This is a genomic window from Candidatus Tisiphia endosymbiont of Mystacides longicornis (assembly GCF_964031095.1).
GTDB lineage: Bacteria > Pseudomonadota > Alphaproteobacteria > Rickettsiales > Rickettsiaceae > Tisiphia.
Genome location: NZ_OZ035004.1, coordinates 668,567 through 689,968, shown reverse-complemented (window position 1 = coordinate 689,968; position 21,402 = coordinate 668,567). Strand labels below are relative to the sequence as shown.

General features: G+C 33.3%; 22 protein-coding genes and 2 tRNA genes. 11 read left to right on the top strand and 13 right to left on the bottom strand.

Annotated elements, in window-relative coordinates; genetic code table 11:
- Positions 1-18 precede the first annotated feature (18 nt).
- The 7 genes from dapB to ACQH6S_RS03485 form a co-directional block, all read right to left on the bottom strand.
- Positions 19-765: a 4-hydroxy-tetrahydrodipicolinate reductase gene (gene dapB, locus ACQH6S_RS03515; protein WP_425360502.1), complete on the bottom strand. Its 747-nt coding sequence runs from the start codon at positions 763-765 to the stop codon at positions 19-21.
- Positions 762-1,244: a flavin reductase family protein gene (locus ACQH6S_RS03510; protein ID WP_375330185.1), complete on the bottom strand. Its 483-nt coding sequence runs from the start codon at positions 1,242-1,244 to the stop codon at positions 762-764. The genes dapB and ACQH6S_RS03510 overlap by 4 nt, the downstream gene beginning before the upstream one ends.
- On the bottom strand, positions 1,232-1,963 hold the full coding sequence (locus tag ACQH6S_RS03505; protein ID WP_094648650.1) for an ABC transporter substrate-binding protein: 732 nt from the start codon (positions 1,961-1,963) through the stop codon (positions 1,232-1,234). Before ACQH6S_RS03505 ends, ACQH6S_RS03510 begins: the two co-directional genes overlap by 13 nt.
- An 88-nt stretch (positions 1,964-2,051) precedes the next feature.
- On the bottom strand, positions 2,052-3,422 hold the full coding sequence (gene mgtE, locus ACQH6S_RS03500; RefSeq protein ID WP_094648649.1) for a magnesium transporter: 1,371 nt from the start codon (positions 3,420-3,422) through the stop codon (positions 2,052-2,054).
- A 126-nt stretch (positions 3,423-3,548) separates the two neighbouring features.
- Positions 3,549-3,633: transfer RNA gene (locus ACQH6S_RS03495), tRNA-Leu, on the bottom strand.
- 361 nt (positions 3,634-3,994) lie between these two features.
- The gene (locus ACQH6S_RS03490) at positions 3,995-4,582 is read right to left on the bottom strand and encodes a PD-(D/E)XK nuclease family protein (protein ID WP_341749096.1); all 588 of its coding nucleotides are present in this window, start codon (positions 4,580-4,582) and stop codon (positions 3,995-3,997) included.
- A gap of 140 nt (positions 4,583-4,722) precedes the next feature.
- On the bottom strand, positions 4,723-6,105 hold the full coding sequence (locus ACQH6S_RS03485; RefSeq protein ID WP_425360501.1) for a cytochrome ubiquinol oxidase subunit I: 1,383 nt from the start codon (positions 6,103-6,105) through the stop codon (positions 4,723-4,725).
- Between the two features lie 489 nt (positions 6,106-6,594).
- Here ACQH6S_RS03485 and ACQH6S_RS03480 point away from each other — a divergent pair, with 489 nt between their 5' ends.
- Complete coding sequence (locus ACQH6S_RS03480) at positions 6,595-7,575, top strand: IS5 family transposase (protein WP_094649552.1); 981 nt, start codon at positions 6,595-6,597, stop codon at positions 7,573-7,575.
- Between the two features lie 131 nt (positions 7,576-7,706).
- Here the strand turns inward: ACQH6S_RS03480 and ACQH6S_RS03475 are convergent, their stop codons facing one another.
- The 4 genes from ACQH6S_RS03475 to ybeY form a co-directional block, all read right to left on the bottom strand.
- On the bottom strand, positions 7,707-8,585 hold the full coding sequence (locus tag ACQH6S_RS03475; protein WP_425360091.1) for an HAD family hydrolase: 879 nt from the start codon (positions 8,583-8,585) through the stop codon (positions 7,707-7,709).
- A 478-nt stretch (positions 8,586-9,063) separates the two neighbouring features.
- Positions 9,064-10,674, bottom strand: coding sequence for an ABC-F family ATP-binding cassette domain-containing protein (locus ACQH6S_RS03470; protein WP_425364686.1), 1,611 nt, complete (start codon positions 10,672-10,674; stop codon positions 9,064-9,066).
- 20 nt (positions 10,675-10,694) lie between these two features.
- A complete protein-coding gene (locus ACQH6S_RS03465) occupies positions 10,695-11,561 on the bottom strand; it encodes a hemolysin family protein (protein WP_425360886.1) in 867 nt (288 codons plus the stop codon).
- A gap of 59 nt (positions 11,562-11,620) precedes the next feature.
- On the bottom strand, positions 11,621-12,118 hold the full coding sequence (ybeY, locus tag ACQH6S_RS03460; protein WP_425360093.1) for an rRNA maturation RNase YbeY: 498 nt from the start codon (positions 12,116-12,118) through the stop codon (positions 11,621-11,623).
- 126 nt (positions 12,119-12,244) lie between these two features.
- Here ybeY and ACQH6S_RS03455 point away from each other — a divergent pair, with 126 nt between their 5' ends.
- Entirely contained in the window at positions 12,245-12,454 is a 210-nt protein-coding gene (locus ACQH6S_RS03455) for a palindromic element RPE2 domain-containing protein (protein ID WP_094649301.1), read from the top strand.
- A 63-nt stretch (positions 12,455-12,517) separates the two neighbouring features.
- Positions 12,518-12,814, top strand: coding sequence for a hypothetical protein (locus tag ACQH6S_RS03450; protein WP_425360094.1), 297 nt, complete (start codon positions 12,518-12,520; stop codon positions 12,812-12,814).
- Positions 12,815-13,040: 226 nt separating this feature from the next.
- Here the strand turns inward: ACQH6S_RS03450 and cysS are convergent, their stop codons facing one another.
- Positions 13,041-14,435, bottom strand: coding sequence for a cysteine--tRNA ligase (cysS, locus tag ACQH6S_RS03445; protein ID WP_425360887.1), 1,395 nt, complete (start codon positions 14,433-14,435; stop codon positions 13,041-13,043).
- Positions 14,436-14,776: 341 nt separating this feature from the next.
- Here cysS and rodA point away from each other — a divergent pair, with 341 nt between their 5' ends.
- The 6 genes from rodA to ACQH6S_RS03415 all read left to right on the top strand — a co-directional run bounded on the left by rodA (position 14,777) and on the right by ACQH6S_RS03415 (position 19,172).
- Positions 14,777-15,877, top strand: a complete 1,101-nt coding sequence (rodA, locus tag ACQH6S_RS03440) for a rod shape-determining protein RodA (RefSeq protein ID WP_341759865.1) — start codon at positions 14,777-14,779, stop codon at positions 15,875-15,877.
- A 200-nt stretch (positions 15,878-16,077) separates the two neighbouring features.
- Positions 16,078-16,152 (top strand) — tRNA-Asn (locus ACQH6S_RS03435).
- Positions 16,153-16,180: 28 nt separating this feature from the next.
- Entirely contained in the window at positions 16,181-16,396 is a 216-nt protein-coding gene (infA, locus tag ACQH6S_RS03430; RefSeq protein ID WP_425364685.1) for a translation initiation factor IF-1, read from the top strand.
- Positions 16,397-16,410: 14 nt separating this feature from the next.
- Positions 16,411-17,040: a Maf family protein gene (locus ACQH6S_RS03425; RefSeq protein ID WP_425360095.1), complete on the top strand. Its 630-nt coding sequence runs from the start codon at positions 16,411-16,413 to the stop codon at positions 17,038-17,040.
- A 151-nt stretch (positions 17,041-17,191) separates the two neighbouring features.
- A complete protein-coding gene (lipB, locus tag ACQH6S_RS03420) occupies positions 17,192-17,824 on the top strand; it encodes a lipoyl(octanoyl) transferase LipB (RefSeq protein ID WP_094649446.1) in 633 nt (210 codons plus the stop codon).
- A gap of 19 nt (positions 17,825-17,843) precedes the next feature.
- Positions 17,844-19,172 carry a DUF2748 family protein gene (locus tag ACQH6S_RS03415; RefSeq protein WP_425360096.1) on the top strand — a complete coding sequence of 443 codons (1,329 nt, stop codon included), beginning with the start codon at positions 17,844-17,846 and terminating at the stop codon, positions 19,170-19,172.
- A gap of 81 nt (positions 19,173-19,253) precedes the next feature.
- Here ACQH6S_RS03415 and ACQH6S_RS03410 read toward each other — a convergent pair whose 3' ends face one another.
- Positions 19,254-20,168, bottom strand: a complete 915-nt coding sequence (locus tag ACQH6S_RS03410; RefSeq protein ID WP_425364684.1) for a peptidoglycan DD-metalloendopeptidase family protein — start codon at positions 20,166-20,168, stop codon at positions 19,254-19,256.
- Between the two features lie 92 nt (positions 20,169-20,260).
- Here ACQH6S_RS03410 and rpiB point away from each other — a divergent pair, with 92 nt between their 5' ends.
- Positions 20,261-20,695: a ribose 5-phosphate isomerase B gene (rpiB, locus tag ACQH6S_RS03405; RefSeq protein WP_425360098.1), complete on the top strand. Its 435-nt coding sequence runs from the start codon at positions 20,261-20,263 to the stop codon at positions 20,693-20,695.
- Between the two features lie 384 nt (positions 20,696-21,079).
- Positions 21,080-21,367 carry a co-chaperone GroES gene (locus tag ACQH6S_RS03400; protein WP_341748667.1) on the top strand — a complete coding sequence of 96 codons (288 nt, stop codon included), beginning with the start codon at positions 21,080-21,082 and terminating at the stop codon, positions 21,365-21,367.
- Positions 21,368-21,402 lie beyond the last annotated feature (35 nt).

The following is a 21,402-nucleotide window of genomic DNA, read 5'->3' as shown; positions in this document are numbered from 1 at the left end:
ACAAATATTTGTTAATTGTTAAAACTTTTGAAGAGATGGCAACATATCGCTCATTGAATAAAGAGCCGGTGGTTTATCAGATATCCAGATTGCCGCCTGAATTGCCCCATCAGCAAAGGACTCTCTTGACCCATGATGTTTCAGAGTAATGGTTTGGTTATCTCCTAAAAATAATACTTCGTGTTCTCCATGCAAACGCCCACCTCTAATAGAAGTAATGCCAATTTCACCAGCCTGTCTTTGTCCTTTTACAGTACGATCAAAGATCGCACATTGATTAAAATCTAAATTTCTAACTTTTGCCACAGCCTTACCTAACATTATCGCCGTACCAGACGGAGCATCCTTTTTCATACGATGGTGACAATCTAAAATCTCTATATCGTAAGTATTATCTAGAATTTCTGCCGCCTTTTTCGCTAGCATCGCTAGTAAATTTGCCCCTAAACTCATATTAGCTGAATAAAATATTGCTAGACTTTTGGAAACTTCATGTAAACGATCAAGTTGATAGTTAGTCAGACCAGTAGTACCAATAACTAATTTGTTGTTGTACATAATGGCATAATCAAGCAGTTTGTCCAATATCTCGCTACTAGAAAAGTCAATAATCACCTCAGAATTTTGACAAAATTCAGCAAAATCCCTTATGCTATTTTTTCTAGAAAATGTAGCAGAAAGCGTACAGCTATTTAATCCATGCATTTTTTTAATTATCATCTGCCCCATTTTACCGGTAGCACCACAAATACCTATAGAAATCATTTTAACTCTCTATATTGCCTTAAACAATGCACCAATGGTTTTAAATTACTTTTTACCATAGTACTTATCACTTTACCAACCAATATAACATGATCCCCCACTTCATATTGACTAAATTTGTTGCACTCAATATGGCAAACTGCTCCTTCAATCAAAGGGCAATTAGTAATTTGTCCTAAATTATATGAAATACCAGCAAATTTATCAGTATTAAACTTAGAAAAATGTCTAGAAATATCCTCTTGATTTTCAGCTAGAACACTAACAGCAAAATACTCACTACCAGTAAAAGCACTCATACTAAAGGATTTTTTATTAATACAAAACAATACCAATGGCGGTAACAAGGAAACCGAGGTAAAAGAGTCTGCCGTAAAACCAAATAGCTTGTTATTGTATAAAGTAGTAATAATAGTAACACCCGTAGGCAAAGTGCTAAGAGCTTGTTTAAATTGTTCAGAATCCACTATTGCAGCCATTTTTTAGTAATGCGACTAATTGTACCATCTTTTTTTAATTCACTAATAGCTTTATCAATATTTTCAACAAGTTTAGAATCTTTTGGCATAGCGATAGCAAGCTCAGATGAGAATTCTGTTAAACTAAAACTAGCAAGATCAGGATTATTCTCAATAAATTTCTTAGATTGCGATTCCTCTAATACTACCACATCTACAACTTTCGATTTCAATTCTTCGACTAGCATTAAATTATTTGACAAATAATTTGTTCTAATATTAAACTGTTTGGCTAAATCCTGAACTATCACTGCCCATGTTGTACCAAGTTGCACACCAACAATTTTATTATCCAAATCTCCAACATTTTTTAAATCATCTGCTGTTCTATATAATACTGATACGTTAGTTGTTACATAAGGGGCTGAAAAGCTAATGTGTTTCTTACGTTCTTCAGTCACTGTTAATCCAGCAATTACTATATCAACATTTTCACTAGCTAAGGATGCAAGTAAGCCATTAAAATCAAAATTTTTAATTATAACTTTCTTCTCTAATTTTTCTCCTATAGCATTAATAATATCAATGTCAAGTCCCACTATTTGCCCATTTTGAATAAATTCGTAAGGGGGATTATCTGCGGAAGTCGCAACTATTAAGTTCTTTTCCTGAGGCTTGTTATCACAACCAACTATCAAAAAAGAACATATAATAAGGAAGAAAAGCTTTATTAATTTCATAAAATTAAATAACTATTTTAATTATTACTATATTATCGCACTTCTTGCACTCATATACAACAGACTTTTTAAAATTAATAACATGATTCTATACCAAAAAGGTATAAGCTAAAGTTAAGAAGGTAAAGAATGCAAATGAATCGGTTATGGTGGTCAGAAATACACCCGAACCAGTGGCGGGATCAATATTTAAATAATGTAGAGTAATTGGTATTGCCGAACCAAAAAGACCAGCAATTAAGAAAGTTAGGATAACAGCTACGGAAAAAATTAAGCTAATCTGTGGATCAGAAAGCATTACTAAGATTAACAATGCCCCAACTAATGCTAATATAGAACCATTAAATCCACATACAACTACTTCCTTAAGGATTACTTTCAGTACGTTACTATGGTGAATATCTTTGTTGGCAAGGGCTCTAACTGTTACAGTCATGGCTTGGGTTCCAGCATTTCCTCCCATAGAAGCAACAATAGGCATGATAGCTGCTAGTGCTATAAATTTAGCAATGGTCATACTGAATTGGTTAATGATTATCGACGTCATACAGGCGGTAATTAGATGGAGAAATAACCAAAGAAATCTATGCCTTACAGTATAAAATAGATTGTAGAATGTATCTTGGGTATGGACGCCCCCAAGTGACATTATATCTTTTTCTGTTTGCTGTTCAATGATATAGAGCATATTGTCTATTGAAATGGTACCTATTAGCTTACCGCTTTTATTGACCACTGGTACAATTGTTAAAGCATATTGTTTGAAAATAAAGCTTAATTCACTTAAGTTGGTAAAGAGATCGGTAATTTTAAACTCAGGGTTCATAAGCTCTTTTACTAATTCATCCCCCTTATGCTTAAGTAAAGTGCTTAGGAGTATACTACCTATAGGGCGATATTTACTATCTATCACAATAGCAGCATGAAAATCTTGGGCTATATGTTGTTCTCTAATAAAATCTATAGCTCTAGCTACTGTCCAATCCTCCTGAAATGATACAAAATGTCTTTCAATTACTCTACCAACAGTATTTTCTGGATAAGTACACCCTTCGATAATTTGTTGTCTTTTTTCTACTTTGAGGTTATCTAAGATCATTTCTTTGGTTATATCATCAAGATCTTCTATAACTTCAACAGCGTCTTCTATAGCAAGTTGATTAATTAAATGTACAGTTTTTTCTATACCCAAAATTTGGATTATTAGGGGTTTTCTACTTACACTAAGCTGCACTAAAGTCTCAGGTTTTAGTGTATCCTGTAATAATGGAAGAATTATTTTATATGTTTTCTGATTTATATTATCTAAAAAATCTGCAAGATCTGCATAATGGAGATTAGCCATAATCTTCACGGCTTTACCAACCTCATCATTATTCAGGAGATTATTAATTTGTTCAAATGTTGCATCAAATTGGTTTTGATGGATCGGTAACATATTTTTTGGTAGATTCTGCATAACTCCTCGTTAGCACAAATTTTTGTCGGCTTACGCCCTCTGCAATTGACGGGCAATGGCAACTGGGTTATAGTCAATTGATGAGAAGTTGGCGATGTCGTCGCTCGCCTATGAATTGACTATAATTGGTGCGGTCGAGAAGACTTGAACTTCCACTCTGTTAAGAACAGCCCCCTCAAGGCTGCGCGTCTACCAATTTCGCCACGACCGCATTAATATAATTGCTTTAGTTATTGCAGGCAACCTCCTAGGAATAAGGATAGTACCTAATTCAATCACTTTTACTACAGTTTGGATTTTGCCTATATATAGCAAATTATTCTATTAATATCAACATATATAGCTAACCTGATTAGTATTTATTCATACAAACTTGCGTCATTGCAAGGAGTGCGTAAACCGCACAACGAAGCAATCCATATAGTCTTGATGTATCTATACTAATTCTTATGGATTGCTTCGTCGTTGCTAAAGCAACTTCTCGCAATGACGCTTAGCAGTAAGCTTTTTTACTCATCATAAGGAAATAAATAAAAAATTGTAGGGTATGAACTCCATCTTTGCTATATGTCTTACATAATAGCCATAAAACTGGCATCTTCTAGCCATAAAATTTTGCAAATAATTTGATTGTCAGGATACAACTTGGCTACTAGATGTCGGTAAAAATTCAATTGATCAATATAAGACTCCTTAACTAGTTGACAATTTTTAGGTGGATTAGCATCGGATTTATAATCAATAATGGTTAACTTTCCCCTATCGATGGCAAGTAAATCAATCCTTCCTATCTTAACATCATCATTTAGACTTATCCCTATCGGTACTTCAGTTTTTAGCTCTTGAGAAATAAGTGCCATAAATTCTAAATTATTCAGTAACTTGTCAATATTTTTGTGAATTTTCTCTTGTAACATTGTTGGTAATTTATCAATAAATGGGTGGGTGTTCATACTAGAAAAATCATTAATCTTTACGGCATCTTCTAGAATCTTATGAAATATTCTACCATATTCCAAATGATCATTAACTATAAGAGGAGAATTGACCGAATAATTTTGTTTGGTATCTTTGGTGATTTTCTTAATAAGAAAAAGATTTGGTAGCCATTTAATGTCATTCTCGCATGGGTGCATTGGTGTCCTGATGAATTTATCCATATAAGCCCCTACCTCTCATTGTTTTAGTCTCTTCTACCCATTCTGACCTATAGTCAATTCAGGAAAATTTGGGACTAGGAGCATTGAGCAACAACGTTCCCAACTTCTCATCAATTAACTATAGCTCAAAATATAACTAATTAGTTATCGTAGACAGTATCCTCTATTGGATTTCCTAAACTGTGGAAACCATATGTCTCTTCTTTTGTTATTATAGTAGGTCCTTTCTTTATTAAATCTATAATATAATAAGTGGCACTGCCAAATATAAAAACATAAACTATCACAAAGGCAATTAATGAAGTAAAGATATATTGCCCTAGTACTGGTGAAGATGCTTCAGATGTTCTGATTATATTATATACTATATAAGGTTGTCTACCAATTTCCGTAACAAACCATCCGGACAACACGGCTACAAAGCCAGTTGGCGTCATCAACATACACCAATATTGGAACCATTTAGTATCAAACAATCTTTTACGTAAATATAAGACTACGGCAATCACCCCAGTAATTATCATCAACATACCGATTCCTACCATTATTCGGAAACATAAAAATACTATTAATACTGGGGGGCGATTTTCTTTTGACCATTCTTTTAGCCCTTGTACTTCTCCATCTAAGCTATGGGTCAGTATTAAACTAGCAATTTTTGGAATATCTATCGTATATTTTGTTGTTTCTTCTTGAGCTGATGGCCAGCCAAAGACCCTAAGGGCAGCACCTTTTTCTGTATCCCAAATACCTTCCATAGCAGCAATTTTTGCAGGCTGATGTTCTAGGGTATTTAACCCGTGTTGGTCGCCAATAAAAAGCTGTATTGGAGCAACAAATACTGCCATCAACATTGCCATACCAAACATGATTTTAGCATGGGCAACAAATTTTCTCTGTACAAGATACCAAGCAGCGACGCCACCAATAACAAAGGCTGTAGTTAAGTATGATGCAACAATCATATGACAGAAACGATATGGAAATGAAGGATTAAAAATAATTTCTAACCAATTTGTTGGATATAAAATATTATCGGCTCGTACTTCATAACCAGTAGGAGTTTGCATCCAGCTATTAGCTGACAGAATCCAAAAGGCAGAGATAATTGTACCAATTGCCACGATTAAAGTAGCAGCAAAATGCATTTTCTTACTAACTTTATTCCAACCAAACAACATCACTCCAAGAAAAGACGATTCCAAAAAGAAGGCAGCAAGCACTTCAAAACCGAGAAGTGGTCCAAGTACATTACCTACCTTATCAGAGAAACCTGACCAATTAGTACCAATTTGGTAAGATAGAACAACGCCGGATACTACCCCCATACCAAAGGTAATAGCAAAAATCTTAATCCAAAATTTATATATTTCTTGGTAAATATTATTGCCAGTTTTGAGCCATAACCCTTCTACTACAGCCAGCCAGCTAGCAAGACCAATTGTGAAGGACGGGAAAATTATATGGAAGCTTACAGTAAAAGCAAATTGTATACGAGATAGTAGATTAGGATCAAATTCCATATTATAAATTAGTTGATTTTGTTGCTATTTTTATCTTTCATTCTAACATATACTATTTGTATAGTATACTCAAATAATTTGAAAAATGAGGACAATAAATAATAGGTAAGCGAGTTTTAGGCAAGAGATATAGTCAATCAACCTGAATTAGTGCCGAATAAGCACCCATTGTGCTGTCTATTGGCTTTGTTGCATGAATCAGATTTTGAAAGTGTTGTTTAATTTTTGTCAAAAATCAGGCAAATTTTTTGGTATCCGGCATGCCGAGTTTTGTCATGATATTAAGAATATTAGCAGCTACTTTACTTTCGGTTTTTTGGTTTAAAAAAGTTCTAGATTTTAATTTGTTTCCTATAATTGATTTGTAACGGTAGATGGCTTTGTTGCATGAATCGGAATTTGGAGTAAATCGAGTTTTTGAATAAATAAAAAAAGCAGTGGAAATAGTAAAGTTAAGGAGTTAAGATATCCTCTTTTTTTAAGGTAAATATGCCGAACAAACACCAATATCCTTATCGTCATAAATTTGCCCGAGCTAAATACAAAATCAGTAATTCACGTGAGTACGATCAATCATTAAAAAATCGTGGTAGTCTAATAATTTGGTTTTCAGGGGAAGCGGTAGCAAAATGGAATAATCCCGTATCCGTACATAAGAAGCGGGGCGGTCAAGCGATCTATTCCGATCTTGCTATTGAGACATGCGTGAGGCTTGGATTAGTATACAAACAGCATTTACGGCAAACCGAAGGTTTTGTAGAATCAATTATAAAACTGCTGAATCTCGAGCTCAAAACGCCTGATTATACTACTATTTCAAGAAGAACAAAAAAACTTAAAGTGTCACGGCACCGTAGGGCAAATCGTGATCCCGTAACGCTTTGCGTCGATAGTACCGGTATAAAGATTTACGGCGAGCAGGAGTGGCAGGAAGAAAAATACGCACTGAAAGCAAGGAAATCGTGGAGAAAGCTTCATATCGCTGTTGATGAAAACGGATATATTGCAAGCTCTGAATTAACGACTCACAATATTAGTGATTGTGCTACGATAGGCACATTACTTGAGGAAATTGATAGTCCAATAGATACCGTACTAGCTGACGGAGCATATGACCAACCCTCTACATACAAAGCATTAATCGCCCATCAGAATCAACATGGTAATGAAATTCCTATAAAAGCAGTAGTACCGCCAAACTTAGGGTTCAGAGCAGAAATGCCCGATGACTCTAAATTAAGATTAGACAATATTCGTCTTATGGAACAAGGACGAAAGCGATGGCAAAAACATACCAACTACGGCAGGCGAGCCAAAGCAGAAAACGCTATCTACCGTTACAAATCAATTATAGGAAACAAATTAAAATCTAGAACTTTTTTAAACCAAAAAACCGAAAGTAAAGTAGCTGCTAATATTCTTAATATCATGACAAAACTCGGCATGCCGGATACCAAAAAATTTGCCTGATTTTTGACAAAAATTAAACAACACTTTCAAAATCTGATTCATGCAACAAAGCCATTACTTATAGGCGTCGCTCCATCGCTCCTAGCCCCCAAATTCTCCTGAATTGACTATAGTGCTGCTCTAAATCAGAATTAAATAATGTATGGTATCAATGATGCCGTTGGCTCTTCTGTTCCCAGTAATTGGGGGTCTAATTCTTCAATTACATTACTGTAATTATGCACTTGTATTGGTTGCATACTTACGTGAAGATATTTTTGTACTGATTTAGGAATTTCAGAATCTAATATGTTCGAGTTATCTTCGATTTGATTCGATTGATGCGCCTTAGATATATTATTAAATTCTCCAGTATCAGTAACTTTTTGATACTTTATCCCTTTAATAAGTGATAACATATTGCCTTTAATATCTGAACCTACTAAAATAGCATGCACACCTATTTTTTGTGCTTCATTTAAATTACGTACATCATCATCTACTAATACTACATTGAAGTAGTCTGTAATACCATTAAGCCTCATTGCCTCTTCAATATGTAAGTTCTTTCCCATTTTTATTCCGCCTGTGGGAACGCCTGTTATTATATCGATTTTTTCAATTTGTTTCTCAGTTAAGCCCATTTTTTTTAATGCTGGTTTAATTGTATCAGGATATCGGGTATGAGAAGTAATAGCCACTTTATAACCTTTGTTTAATAAATAATTAAACGTATCTTTTAATTGATCACGGTGGTTTAATCCAAACTTATCAGAACGTAATAATGGTTTCATTATCTCTTGAATTTGATGTGGATCATAAGTACTATTTATTGTATACCCTTCTTCTATGCTACCGTTTATAATAAGGCAATTTTCATATGTTATAGGTTGAAAATTTTTATGTTTTAATAAAGAATGAATATGCCCGTTTACTACAGTGCAATCAAAATCCCAACATACCAGTATAGTATTTGCTTTATTTTCTTTTTTGGAAAAAACTTTGTATATACAATTTTTTAATTTTGACATTGACTATATTATTTTTCTTGTAACTAAAACTTATAATATATTTTGAATATAATTCAACTATGTTTTTGTTGTTTCTTATGTATAACCCATTAACCCGAATATTATATGAAAGGATTATTAATTCGGGCAAGAAAGCTAAAACGTCCTAGGAGGCTGGCTGCGATAATGAAAGTAATTCCATATTTGGCTCTTTTTGGCTACGAATAAACATGGTTTTCTTGAAATAGCTACACTATTCCGGCAAAAATCATATCTTTTTAATCACTTTTCTGGATTGCTTCATCAGCTTAAGGCTTCCTTTCAACGATGGTTTTTCAATTATTGCTTTCTTAAACTGACGCTTATGTGCTATAGTCAATTTAGGGGAATTTGGGGCTAGGAGCGATGGAGCGACGCCTATAAGTAATAGGCGAGCATTGAGTGACGACGTCACCAGCTTCTCATCAATTGACTATAAGTCTACAAAAAACTTAATAGACTACTTCCCCGCCTTATTTGCCAATACCCAGTTACTATCTAAGTAATCATTGCTATATTTAGCTAAATATTCCTGATATTTACCTTTAAAATCAGTAATAGTTTGGCGGGATAGTGCAATAATCCTTGTGGCTATACTGCTAGCAAAATCTCTATCATGAGTTACCAATATTAGAGTACCTGGGTAGTTAATTAGTGAATTTTTTAGCATATGCTTAGATTCAATATCTAAGTGATTGGTTGGTTCATCTAATACCAATATATTACTTTCTTCTAAGATAATTTTGGCTAATAATAAACGAGCTCCTTCTCCACCACTCAAATTTAAAATATTCTTAGTTACTTCATCTTTACGGAATAATAATTGACCTAATATACTACGCAACGTATTGTCATTCTCAGTAGGTATTTGGTTGGATAACCAATCAATAACGTTGATATTTTCATTGAGTAATTCATGATGATCCTGAGCAAAATAAGAAATTTGAGTTTCGTATCCCCATTCATAACTTCCCAAATCTGAGAATATTTTACCAAGAAGGATTTTTAGTAAAGTAGATTTACCAATACCATTTGGACCAATAATAACAATTTTTTCTCCTCTTGTTACAGTAAAACTTACATTATTTAATATTTTTTTATTCTCATAATTTTTAGAAATACCCTTAACTTGTAGCGCTAATTTTCCAGATGGTCTTTTTTGCTTAAAATTAAAATACGGGCTAATACGTGAACTTTTTTGTATATCAGGTAATTCCATTTTCTCTATTTGCTTTTCTCGTGAGCTACTTTGCTTAGCTCTGTTAGCGGAAGCCCGGAATTTATCAACAAAAACCTGCATAGTAGCAATTTTTTTCTCTATATTAGTAAGATCCTTAAGCTTTTGATCGGCAATTAGCTGTTTATCACGAATAAAAATATCATAATTACCAGTATAAGTTTTGATGGTACCGTAATCTATATCCAAAATATGGGTAGAAATATTATTAAGAAAAGTCAAATCGTGCGAAATAAATACTAAAGCACCTTTGAATTTTTGTTTTAGATAATTTTCTAGCCAATAAATCGATACTATATCAAGATGGTTGGTCGGCTCATCAAGTAATAATATATCAGGATTGTTGAATAAACTTTGGGCTAGTAATACTCTAAGTTTGTAGCCGCCGGATAAAACGGATAATGGTTGATGATGATATTTTTCTTGTATCCCTAAACCTAGAAGTAGCTCAATGGCAAAAATTTCTGAGATATATCCATCATTATCAGCAATAATTTGTTCCAATTCACCTAACCGATAACCGCTTTCCTCATCACATTTCTCCTTCCCTAATATTTTTTCCTTTTCTTGTAGAGCCTGCCATAATTCGCTTCTACCAGCAATAACAGTATTAATAATTGAAGTATTTTCATAAAGAAACTGATCTTGTTTCAAGCAACCAATACGAGCCTTCTTAACTATATTGACTTCACCAATGCTTGCTTCCTCTTCTTTAATTAGAACTTTAAAAAAAGTAGATTTACCAGCACCATTCGCTCCAACAAGCCCATATCTATTACCATTTTTGATATGAACATTTACGTCGGTAAATAATATTTTTGCACCATAACTCATGGCTAAATTAGTTGCGATAATCATAAGGTATAATTAGGTAATAATGCACCATTTTTTAATTTTAATTTAACCTGCTTAAGTGATCTCGGATCTGCCTCGATTACTTCAAGTTCAACCTGTTCCTCAATATCAATTTTAATACCAACCGAAGGCACATTACCTACTTTTGCTAAAACTAAGCCACCAATTGTATCGAATTCATCATTTTCTGTTTTTAACTTCACTCCAAGAGCCAATTCAAGCTCCTCAACCTTCACTCGAGCATTTGATAAAATGGTATTATTATTGATAATTTTGAAATTATCATTATCCGACTTTTTATCATGCTCATCATCTATTCTACCAACTATCTCTTCCATAATATCTTCAATGGTGACAATACCATCAGTTCCACCATATTCGTCAACAACTATAGATATCTGCACACGATCTCTTCGCATTTTCGCTAATAAATCTATCAATTTCATTGAAGGGGCAGAAATGATAGGTTTACGAATTATTCCTTTCAACGATATATCTTGCTTAGTAACAAGTATCTTAAACAAATCTTTTATATGAATAAAACCAATTATATTATCCAACGTTTCATCATAAACTAACGTTCTAGTATGAGGTATTTTGCTATTAAGTATTTTGCTTAACTCCTCCACGCTAGTGGTTAATTTTACTGCCTTAATATCAGATCTAGGAATCATTACATCTTCTACAGTTTTATGACCAAATTTCAAAAGATTCATAAAAATCTTTTTTTCTTCCAATGCCATTTTCTTGCTGTTAGATTTTAGCTTTTTAATAGTATAATAAAAATTATCCTCTATCTTTTCTTTAAGAAACAGACGAAAGAACCAAGATTTAAAAATATCAAATTTTGAAGGATTTGTAAGCATAGCCTTTTTAGAGTTAATAGAGGAAATATCTTCTTTTTTCACATAACCTAGCATAATTGTTAATATGGAGAAACAATAGCAAAATCCTTTAATATTTCTATTTCTAAATTTTCCATAATAGTTGCTTCTTCGTCATTTTGGTGATCGAAGCCAAGTAAATGCAAAATACTATGTACCAAAAGATGTATAAAATGATCCCTAAAGCTTTTATTTTGACTTATCGCTTCACTCTGAATTATTTCATACCCAAAAGCTATGTCTCCCAAATACATATAACCTACATTAGGAGTAAATTCAAGTAAATGCCGAAAGTCTAATTCTATATCAGGAAATGATAGCACATTTGTAGCTTTCCCCTTACCACAAAATTGGCTATTCAAATTTAACATTTCATTATTATCAGTTAGTAATATCGCTAGCTCAAACCTTGCAACTCCTTTAAAATTCTTATATCTACTTAATATAGCACACGCAACCTTCTTGACTAATAGTTTATTGATAAATTTATGATTTTTCCAATCTTGATAAGTGCGAATAATTTCCACATTGATTTTCATAATATAATTTGTTGTTGAATATGGCTGAGCAAATATAGCTTCTGCAGTTGATTTAAGTAGATTTAATTATATAGCTTTATAATAAATTTACACCAAATTTATTTAAATTTTTATTGCGAAACATAGTTGATCCATATTATAGTCAATTCAGGGGAATTTGGGGCTAGGAACGATGGAGCGACGCCTATAAGTAATAGGCGAGCATTGAGCGACAACGTCCCCAACTTCTCATCAATTGACTATACGAGCTTTATGGATTGCCACGCTCACATACGTTCGCTCGCAATGACGCTTAGAGAACAGCTTTTTTCAGACAAAATCTTTAAAAACGTATAAGATATTGCGTAAAAAATTAAATTATATATAATGCACAAAATAATTTTTAAATAGGAAAATATTATGACCGCCCCTAATATACCAAATACCCCAAGAATATTGAGAACAGAAGAAAGAATAGAAGCAGCAGAACCTGCTGTAGTTGTTAGAGATTCGACTTTTGGAGAATCATTAACTGTAAGGGCAGGAGGGCATACTATCTATTTTAGAGGGCATGATTTCCATATCACCGATTTCTCTTTTGCCCCTAATGGTCATGCAAACCTTTACTATAATGGTTCTCATTATAGCATAAACGTTCTAGGGGACATGTATGTTACTTTTATTGGTAATGGCATAGAATTTACAGACGCAGCATAGCACCTAATTCAATAGGTTTTGCTATAGATAAATCTAAGCATTGAAACATAGGCAACGAAGTAATTCAAAAAGTAACTAGAAATTGCTTCGTTGTAGCAAAAATACTATAGTCAATTGATGAGAAGTTGGTGACGTCGTCGCTTGCCTATTACTTATAGGCATCGCTCCTAGCCCCAAATTCCCCTGAATTGACTATACTCGCTAATAAACGTCTTATTCTTGATAATCAAGTTTTTCTCCAAATAGTTGATCCATCTGGTTTATCTTCTAGAATAATGCCATCTTGCAATAAATCTTGGCGAATTTGATCGGCTAATAGCCAATCTTTTTGTAATTTTGCTTGTTGTCTTTGGGCAATAAGCTGCATAATTAATTGATCGCCCTGTTGATCATTTATTGCATAATCGAACCACACGCTAGCTGGCTTGGTCATTAGACCGATAAAATTGCTGCAAGAAAGTAAGTAAGACGCATATTGGTATTTATCTTCTTCTGTGGTACTGGCAAAAACCAATTTGGCATAATCGTTGATTATTTTTATGGCAAGAGGGGTGTTCAGATCATCAAATAAGCTTGAGCAAAATTCTTCTGGAACATTCTGAACATCAAGCTTGTTAATATCTAAATTTTCTATCGCTCTATACCAATAATTTATTGTTTTTTTAGCATCTTCTAAAGCCTTATCGTTGTAATCTAATGGTTTGCGGTAATGGCTGCTCATTAGCAATAACCTAATCACGTCACCTGGGATTTTCTTATCTATCAAATCTTTTACCGTAATAAAATTATTGAGCGACTTACTCATTTTTTCACCATTACAGGTTAAGAATCCATTATGCACCCAATATTTAGCGAAGTAAGAGTTCGGGAAAGCACATGTACTTTGTGCTATTTCATTAGTATGATGAGGAAAAATTAAATCTGCTCCACCACCGTGAATATCAAAATTTTCTCCTAGATATTTATAGCTCATCGCTGAACATTCTATATGCCATCCTGGTCTACCTCTTCCCCAAGGACTATCAAAATTTGCCAATATTTCTTCATCTTTATTGGCTGGTTTCCATAAGACAAAATCATGGGGGTGCTTTTTTGATAGATTATTTTCAATACGTACTCCTTCTAGCATTTCATTAAGATTACGATTTGATAATTTTGTATAATCTGGAGAGGTAGAAATATCAAAATAAACATGGTTATCTGCCATATAAGCATGCTTTAGGTCAAGTAATTTTTGAATAATCATCACCATATCATCAATATGCATAGTAGCTTTTGGTTCGATATTTGGTGTTTTGCAACCTAGATATTGCATATTACAATGAAATTCTTCTGTAATTTTGGCTGTTAAGTCAGCAATAGTTATTTTGAGTTCTCTGGCTCTATTTATTATTTTGTCATCAATGTCGGTAATATTACGGACATATTTTATATGATTTTTACCAAATATTTTACTTAGTGAGCGATATAAAATATCGTATACTACTACGGACCTAGCGTTACCAATATGGGGGTGATCGTAGACAGTTGGACCGCAAACATACATTTTCACTAGATTATTATCTAGCGGTACAAAAACCTCTTTATTGCGAGTTAGTGTGTTATGTAATAATAATTTCATGTTCTTTATCGTTGTGTTAAACTTTGTAGCTAATCCGACTAACATTACACCGTCATTGCAAGGTAGCAAAGCAATTTCTAATTATTTTTTGGGATTGCTTCGTCGCTACTAAAGTAGCTTCTCGCAATGACGTTGGGTAAAAATACTTCCGTCATTGCGAGCGAACGTACGTGAGCGTGGCAATCCATGAAGTTTGTCATATGAACAATTGCTTCGTTGCCACTAAAGTAGCTTCCCGCAATGACTGAGTAATATTATTGGGTTAGCTCTAAAGAGCATAATTATATAATATTTATTATTGTTTTATAGTTAATTTTTATGGATATCTACCTAAAATGTCAATTCAAGGAAATTATTTTGAAAAACTAAAAAAACTACCGATTACTTTAATTATTCTTATTAGCATAATTTGTAGTATTGGTTTTGTTGTACTATATTCCGCTTCGGATAGTAATATTCAACCTTGGGCATATAAGCAGATGATGATTTTTTTTCTGTTTATACCAATTGTGATAATTATTACGATTATTGACATAAAATATATATTTAAGTTTTCATATATATTTTATATTGCAGTTATTATCTTATTAGTTAGTGTTGAGCTTTTTGGCTCTATTGCTATGGGAGCAAAACGTTGGATAGATTTAGGAGTTGTCCGCTTGCAGCCTTCTGAACCGACAAAACTAGCAATAGTGTTAATGTTAGCTAGGTATTTTCATCAATTAAAAACTGAAGATTTTACCAGATTTCATAAGATTTTATTGCCTATAATAGCTGTGATAGTACCAGTTTTACTGATAATAAAAGAGCCGGATTTAGGTACTGGAGTGATTACTATCATTATTGCTAGTGTTATTTTCTTTGCTGTTGGTTTTAGAGTAAGAAATTTTATGATAATTGGTATTATAGTTGTTACTTGCGTACCGGTTATTTGGCAAGTGATGCATGATTATCAAAGAAAAAGAGTCATGGTTTTTTTGGATCCTGAGAAAGATCCGCTTGGAGCTGGCTATAATATTATCCAATCAAAAATCGCTATTGGCTCTGGTGGGTTATGGGGTAAAGGGCTTACCAAAGGTAGTCAAAGCCATCTAAATTTTTTACCAGAGCATCAGACCGATTTTATCTTTGCTACTTTTGCTGAAGAATTTGGTTTTGTTGGTAGTTTGTTTCTATTAATTCTTTATTCGGCAATTATAGTAATTTCATTGATGATTGCTACTAATTGTCGAACAACATTTAGTAAATTGATGGTAATAGGCATAACATCGATCCTATTTAGTCATGTATTTATAAATATAGCTATGGTGATGGGATTATTACCAGTAGTGGGCGTACCTTTACCATTTATATCTTATGGTGGTACAATGATGGTATCAATGCTTATTGGCTTTGGATTGGTAATGAATGCTCAAATACACCAGCATAGTATAGTCAATTGATGAGAAATTGGGGACGTTGTCACTCGTCGCTCGCCTATTACTTATAGGCGTCGCTCCATCGCTCCTAGCCCCAAATTCTCCTAAATTGACTATAGTAGTTTTTAATAGACTTATGCAGGAAATATAATTTTTTTTTAGAGAAAAAACAAGAAAACACTAGACCCTAGACAAAAGATTTGTTATAAGGGTAAGGTAAATGTTCCTCGGTAGCTCAGTGGTAGAGCAAACGGCTGTTAACCGTTCGGTCGCTGGTTCGAGTCCGGCCCGGGGAGCCATTTTAAATATAATTTAATTTAAGTTGTAATGACCAAAGAAGAGCTAATTAATTTTGAAGGGGTTGTCCTTGAGCTTTTACCTAATGCAACTTTTAGAGTGAAGCTAGAAAATGGTCATTTTATTATCGCCCATACTTCTGGTAGGATGCGTAAAAATCGTATTAGGATGCTTGTTGGGGATAAGATAACAGTGGAAATGACTCCTTACGACTTAACAAAAGGTCGTGTTATCCATCGTCATTAAGATTTTTCATATTTATGTCAAATGTAGAAGATACTTCTTTAAAACAACATAATATAGATGTAATTCTAGCATCACAATCACCGGCAAGGCTTGAATTGCTAAAAAGAATCAAAATATTTCCCACCCAAATTATTCCTGCTAATATCAATGAAACAGAATATTTGCGAGAATTACCAAATCAATTAGCGATAAGATTGGCACAGGAAAAGGCAAAAGTTGTTGCCCAACAAATAACTGGTGAAGCTATAATTATAGCAGCTGATACTGTTGTAGCTCGTGGCAGAAAAATATTACCCAAAGCTTTAACAAGTGAAGATGTTAGATATTGTCTTAATATTTTATCTGGAAGACGTCATAGGGTTTATACAGGGGTCTGTATAATAAAAAAAACTTCCGAACAACTCTTAACACGACAAAAAATAGTGCAAACTATAGTCAAGTTTAAAAAACTGAGTCATCAAGAGATAGAATTTTACTGTAGCCTAGATGAAGGAATCAATAAAGCAGGTGGTTGCATGATTCACGGCTATGCTGAAGCTTTTATTCCTAGCATATACGGATCATACTCCAATATTATGGGATTACCACTATTGGAGACTATGCATATGCTTACTTCTTTGGGTTTTAAAAATAATCCTATATAAACAATTCTCCTGAATTGTTTATACTTGCTCCCGCCAAAATCTTTCAATACAAAATATTTTTTAAAATTTTTCATTTTTTTCTATTTTACTTCTTAGTGGTAGCCTATTTGTGTATTATAATATTCCTTAAATATAAAATATCTTACTAATTATGGTGCAATTTGTTACCTTATCAGGTCTTTCAGAATATGAAGATACGGTAAAATTAATGGAAGATAAGGTTGCTAGTTTAATTAATAAATCCTCGAAAGAGGTTGTTTATTTAGTTGAGTATAAGGATATCTATACCGCAGGTACTAGTTTTAAGGCCAATGAATTGCTAGACCCTGGAGATATACCAGTAATTTATACTAATAGGGGGGGGAAGTTTACTTACCACGGTAGCGGACAAAGAGTTATATATCCTATTGTTGATTTAGCATCAGAATGGAGACAAAAAGATTTAAAGCTATATATTAAATTATTGGAAGAATGGATTATAAATAGCCTGTTATATTTTGGAATCAAAGCTTTTACTATTAATGGTATGGTAGGAATATGGGTAAAAGAAAACGGTGTACCGGCAAAGATTGCCTCAATAGGCGTTAGGGTTAGAAAATGGATTGCATATCATGGTATTGCTGTAAATATTTCAACAAATCTTGATATGTTCTCCGGAATTATTGCTTGTGGATTAAGGGATGTGCCGGTAACCTCGTTAAAGAAACTTGGTGTTGATATAACATTAGAGCAATTTGATGAAGTTATTAAGGATAAATTTTTTGAGATTCTAGATAGAAAATGAAAATATTAAGTGTACTATTATGAGTTCAATTTATCATATACTCGATAAGGTTCCTGCTATCTATCCTGAAGATATGCAGATAGAATATGAACAATTAGCTCAGCAATTAATTAAATCGGGTAAACTTAGGATAGATACCGATAATAGTTGTAATTTTGCAAGATTTTCTGATCCCAAATTCAATATTAGTTTGATGGTAAGTAAGGAAGAAATAACAGACCCAGATTTAATTGAACAAACTAATCAGTTATTTAGGTCTTTATATAAATCTTCTATATCCGATAAAAAATTGGCATTGATTTATACAGATTTGAAAAAACAAATTCAAAAATTACAACCAGTTAACCCATTAGTTACTGAAAGATTAACAAGGATTTTTGTTCAGTCAGCCCATCCTATAGTTATTAGGTGGTTACTGCATGATCAGGTTCAAGTATTTATTACTTACTCCCATAATATTGGCGATATGATGGATATAGTTGATTGGCAACGTTCTGGCTCCAATAGTGGTATGCAAAGTACTGACGGCAAGAATGTTGCAGTCTTTGTGTCCTGTGGTGGCAATCCATTTGCTGAAAATGATGAAATTCATCCAACTTATGGTGATGGATGGGCAGCAGTTGCTAGGTTACAAATTATAGCTGGACAAGAGCTTGGGCATTTTGCCGATATTAAAAGAGATGCGAGTGGTCGTCAAATAAGTCGTCATTCAGAAAATTTCTCTGGAACAAAAGCAACGCCTCATGTAAAACAGGCGAGGCAGGATGATATTATTAATTGTAATAAATTATTAGCCAATCTTCTCTCGATGGGGATGAGGCAAATGATTAATTATGAAGAGAAGGTAGAATTTTATAATAAGAACAAGGTTCATGGCATAAGGGTTTATTGGGCAAGATTACTTGCATTGATTTATAAACAGAAATTTTTATTTTCTGTTTATAGGAGAAAATTACTTTTTATTAAGAGGTTCGCAAAAGAACAATATATGGGGCTGATGATTAGAGCTATGATCGAAGATATGAAGTTTAATTTGGCACCAGTCGCAGATGTTTATAAGAGTAGCGACCCTGAAGTCGAAGAAACAATTGCCTGTATCGAAGCTCTAGCCAGAGTACCTCAACAGGTTATGAAATGGGGATATTTAACAACTATGGAAACAATGAAAGGATTATATAAAGTATATTACTATGAAGTTATACCCTCTTTAATTTCTAATTATGTATCAATGACTAAACAAAGCTACAAACGTGATATGTCAAAGCCGCGATCTCTAGCTAATTTTCTTCATAAAATAAACATATTTAGAGAAAAAAAGTTAATATTTAAACAAATCAGGGAGATATAATGGAATAGTTATCGCAGGCAATTTCCTAGCTTCAACGCATCCTTGCTATTTAAAGGTTCTTGCTACGTTATGTTCTAAATTTTAATAGTTTACATATTGTAGCGGATCAACAGCTAGCTTTCCCTGGCGAATAGCAAAATGCAGCTGAGGGTATTCGGCATCTCCAGTACCCCCTACATGTCCTATTACTTCTCCTTGTGAAACTGTTGCTCCTTTTTGAACAATTAGGTCTTGTAAATAAGCATAAGCAACATAAAGGTCGCTATTATCTAATTTTACTATTAGTAAATTACCAAACTTTGTATCATTGCCTGCAAACATTACTTTACCTGAGGCAATAGATTTTACATTAGCACCTTCTTTTGCAGCAATATTAATCCCTTTGCTTTTTCCTTTAGATGTTTGTTCACCAAATTTGATAGTAATTTTACCATCAATTGGTTTGATAAATTTTGTCGCATTTTCCGTTTCTCTTATAGTGCTTTTTCTTATTGATCTTTCTTGATTTTTTTTATTTAACAGCTCAGTATTAACTTTTATCATGATAATTTGAGATTTGCTAAGATGGTATGGGGCAGACATGTTATTTAGCTCAGCTAATTGCTCAACCGTTTGACCATACTCATTGGCTATCGATTCTAACGTTTCTCCTGATTGAACCTCACGATAGATTATCTTATTATCATCTAGTTTTACTTTTGGGACTATTATTATATCGTCCTGATTTTGAGGCTTTATAGCATGGCGTTCTTGTAAGAAACCAGTTGGAGCATCAAACTCTTTTTCTTTCTCGTCAATCTCTCTACCTATTATTTCGCCTTCATCACTTTCTGATATATGGTTATTTTCAGAATATGTGGTAGTTGGTGGTTTTGTAGTTGTAGCTTTTTGGGAAAAATTCTTTCCACGATTATATTCAATAGGAGCTGGAAGTTGAGTAGCACATCCAGAAATCATAAATATTACAAAATAGATAAAAAATATATTGTTTTTCATAACTAACCAAAAAATTTGCAATTTTATTATGCAATAAACTAACTTTAATGTACAATTAATTTTAGTATTTTTTTCACCAAGATTACGTAATTATGAAAACTTACAGCGTTCTAATAGCCAGTGACCATTCCGGATTTTCACTCAAGAATAAAATTATCAGTTATTTAAACAATAAAAATATATCTATCCTTGATTATGGTACTTATAACCAAGAAGCAGTCGATTATCCAGATTATGCTAAAAAAGTTGTTGATGGAATTTTAGAAAATAGAGCTCCTTTAGGAATTTTAATTTGTGGAACTGGTATAGGTATGTCAATTGCTGCAAATCGTACATCTGACATAAGGGCTGCTTTATGTTTTGACTTATTTATGGCAGAAAGATCAAGAGCCCATAATGATGCTAATATAATAGTGTTAGGAGCTAAGATACCAAACGAAGAATTGGCATGTCAAATGGTCGATAAATTTTTAACCACTAAATTTGAAGGTGGGAGACATAGTACTAGATTATCAAAAATAAACTAGGAGGTATATATATAGTCAATTCAGGAGAATTTGGGGCTAGGAACGATGGAGCAATGCCTATAAGTAATAGGCGAGCGACGAGTGACGACGTTACCAACTTCTCATCAATTAGTATTTAGCATCAGCGTCATTGCGAGAAGCTACTTTAGTAGCGACGAAGCAATCTAATGAATGTGGATTGCTTCGACCACTTAGTGGTCTCGCTAATAGCGTTTTGCACTTTTCCGAAATTTTTAAATTGTCATGGGGTTTATGCGTAAGGTGAATTATTTACATAAATTACTCATTAATAATTAAAAAATTTTCTTTTATCCCTTGAACTGTTACAAAATCAAACATATATAGAATACACAATGTGTAAGTATTAATTTTATGGAGGTAAGAATGTCTTTTAGACCGTTACATGATAGAATTGCGGTAAAACCAATTCAACAAGAAGAAAAAACACTCGGGGGAATTATTATCCCTGATACAGCTAAGGAAAAGCCTATGCAAGGGGAAGTAATAGCTGTAGGAAAAGGAGTGAGAGGGGAGAATGGTACTATCCACTCATTAGAAGTTAAAGTAGGCGATAAAGTACTATATGGCAAATGGGCTGGTACTGAAGTTAAAGTTGATGGTTTAGATCTGATAATCATGAAAGAAAGTGATGTCATGGGCATAATTAGTTAATAATTTATCTAAATTATTATAAGAATTATTTAATT

Coding starts and splice junctions, on each gene's coding strand:
- ACQH6S_RS03425 (WP_425360095.1), top strand. CDS start 16,411: ATGTCAAATGTAGAAGATACTTCTTTAAAACAACATAATATAGATGTA.
- ACQH6S_RS03400 (WP_341748667.1), top strand. CDS start 21,080: ATGTCTTTTAGACCGTTACATGATAGAATTGCGGTAAAACCAATTCAA.
- ACQH6S_RS03510 (WP_375330185.1), bottom strand. CDS start 1,244: ATGGCTGCAATAGTGGATTCTGAACAATTTAAACAAGCTCTTAGCACT.
- ACQH6S_RS03450 (WP_425360094.1), top strand. CDS start 12,518: ATGACCGCCCCTAATATACCAAATACCCCAAGAATATTGAGAACAGAA.
- rpiB (WP_425360098.1), top strand. CDS start 20,261: ATGAAAACTTACAGCGTTCTAATAGCCAGTGACCATTCCGGATTTTCA.
- ACQH6S_RS03480 (WP_094649552.1), top strand. CDS start 6,595: ATGCCGAACAAACACCAATATCCTTATCGTCATAAATTTGCCCGAGCT.
- ACQH6S_RS03505 (WP_094648650.1), bottom strand. CDS start 1,963: ATGAAATTAATAAAGCTTTTCTTCCTTATTATATGTTCTTTTTTGATA.
- lipB (WP_094649446.1), top strand. CDS start 17,192: ATGGTGCAATTTGTTACCTTATCAGGTCTTTCAGAATATGAAGATACG.
- ACQH6S_RS03485 (WP_425360501.1), bottom strand. CDS start 6,105: ATGGAATTTGATCCTAATCTACTATCTCGTATACAATTTGCTTTTACT.
- mgtE (WP_094648649.1), bottom strand. CDS start 3,422: ATGCAGAATCTACCAAAAAATATGTTACCGATCCATCAAAACCAATTT.
- infA (WP_425364685.1), top strand. CDS start 16,181: ATGACCAAAGAAGAGCTAATTAATTTTGAAGGGGTTGTCCTTGAGCTT.
- ACQH6S_RS03465 (WP_425360886.1), bottom strand. CDS start 11,561: ATGCTTACAAATCCTTCAAAATTTGATATTTTTAAATCTTGGTTCTTT.
- ACQH6S_RS03410 (WP_425364684.1), bottom strand. CDS start 20,168: ATGAAAAACAATATATTTTTTATCTATTTTGTAATATTTATGATTTCT.
- ACQH6S_RS03475 (WP_425360091.1), bottom strand. CDS start 8,585: ATGTCAAAATTAAAAAATTGTATATACAAAGTTTTTTCCAAAAAAGAA.
- cysS (WP_425360887.1), bottom strand. CDS start 14,435: ATGAAATTATTATTACATAACACACTAACTCGCAATAAAGAGGTTTTT.
- ybeY (WP_425360093.1), bottom strand. CDS start 12,118: ATGAAAATCAATGTGGAAATTATTCGCACTTATCAAGATTGGAAAAAT.
- ACQH6S_RS03490 (WP_341749096.1), bottom strand. CDS start 4,582: ATGGATAAATTCATCAGGACACCAATGCACCCATGCGAGAATGACATT.
- dapB (WP_425360502.1), bottom strand. CDS start 765: ATGATTTCTATAGGTATTTGTGGTGCTACCGGTAAAATGGGGCAGATG.
- ACQH6S_RS03415 (WP_425360096.1), top strand. CDS start 17,844: ATGAGTTCAATTTATCATATACTCGATAAGGTTCCTGCTATCTATCCT.
- ACQH6S_RS03470 (WP_425364686.1), bottom strand. CDS start 10,674: ATGAGTTATGGTGCAAAAATATTATTTACCGACGTAAATGTTCATATC.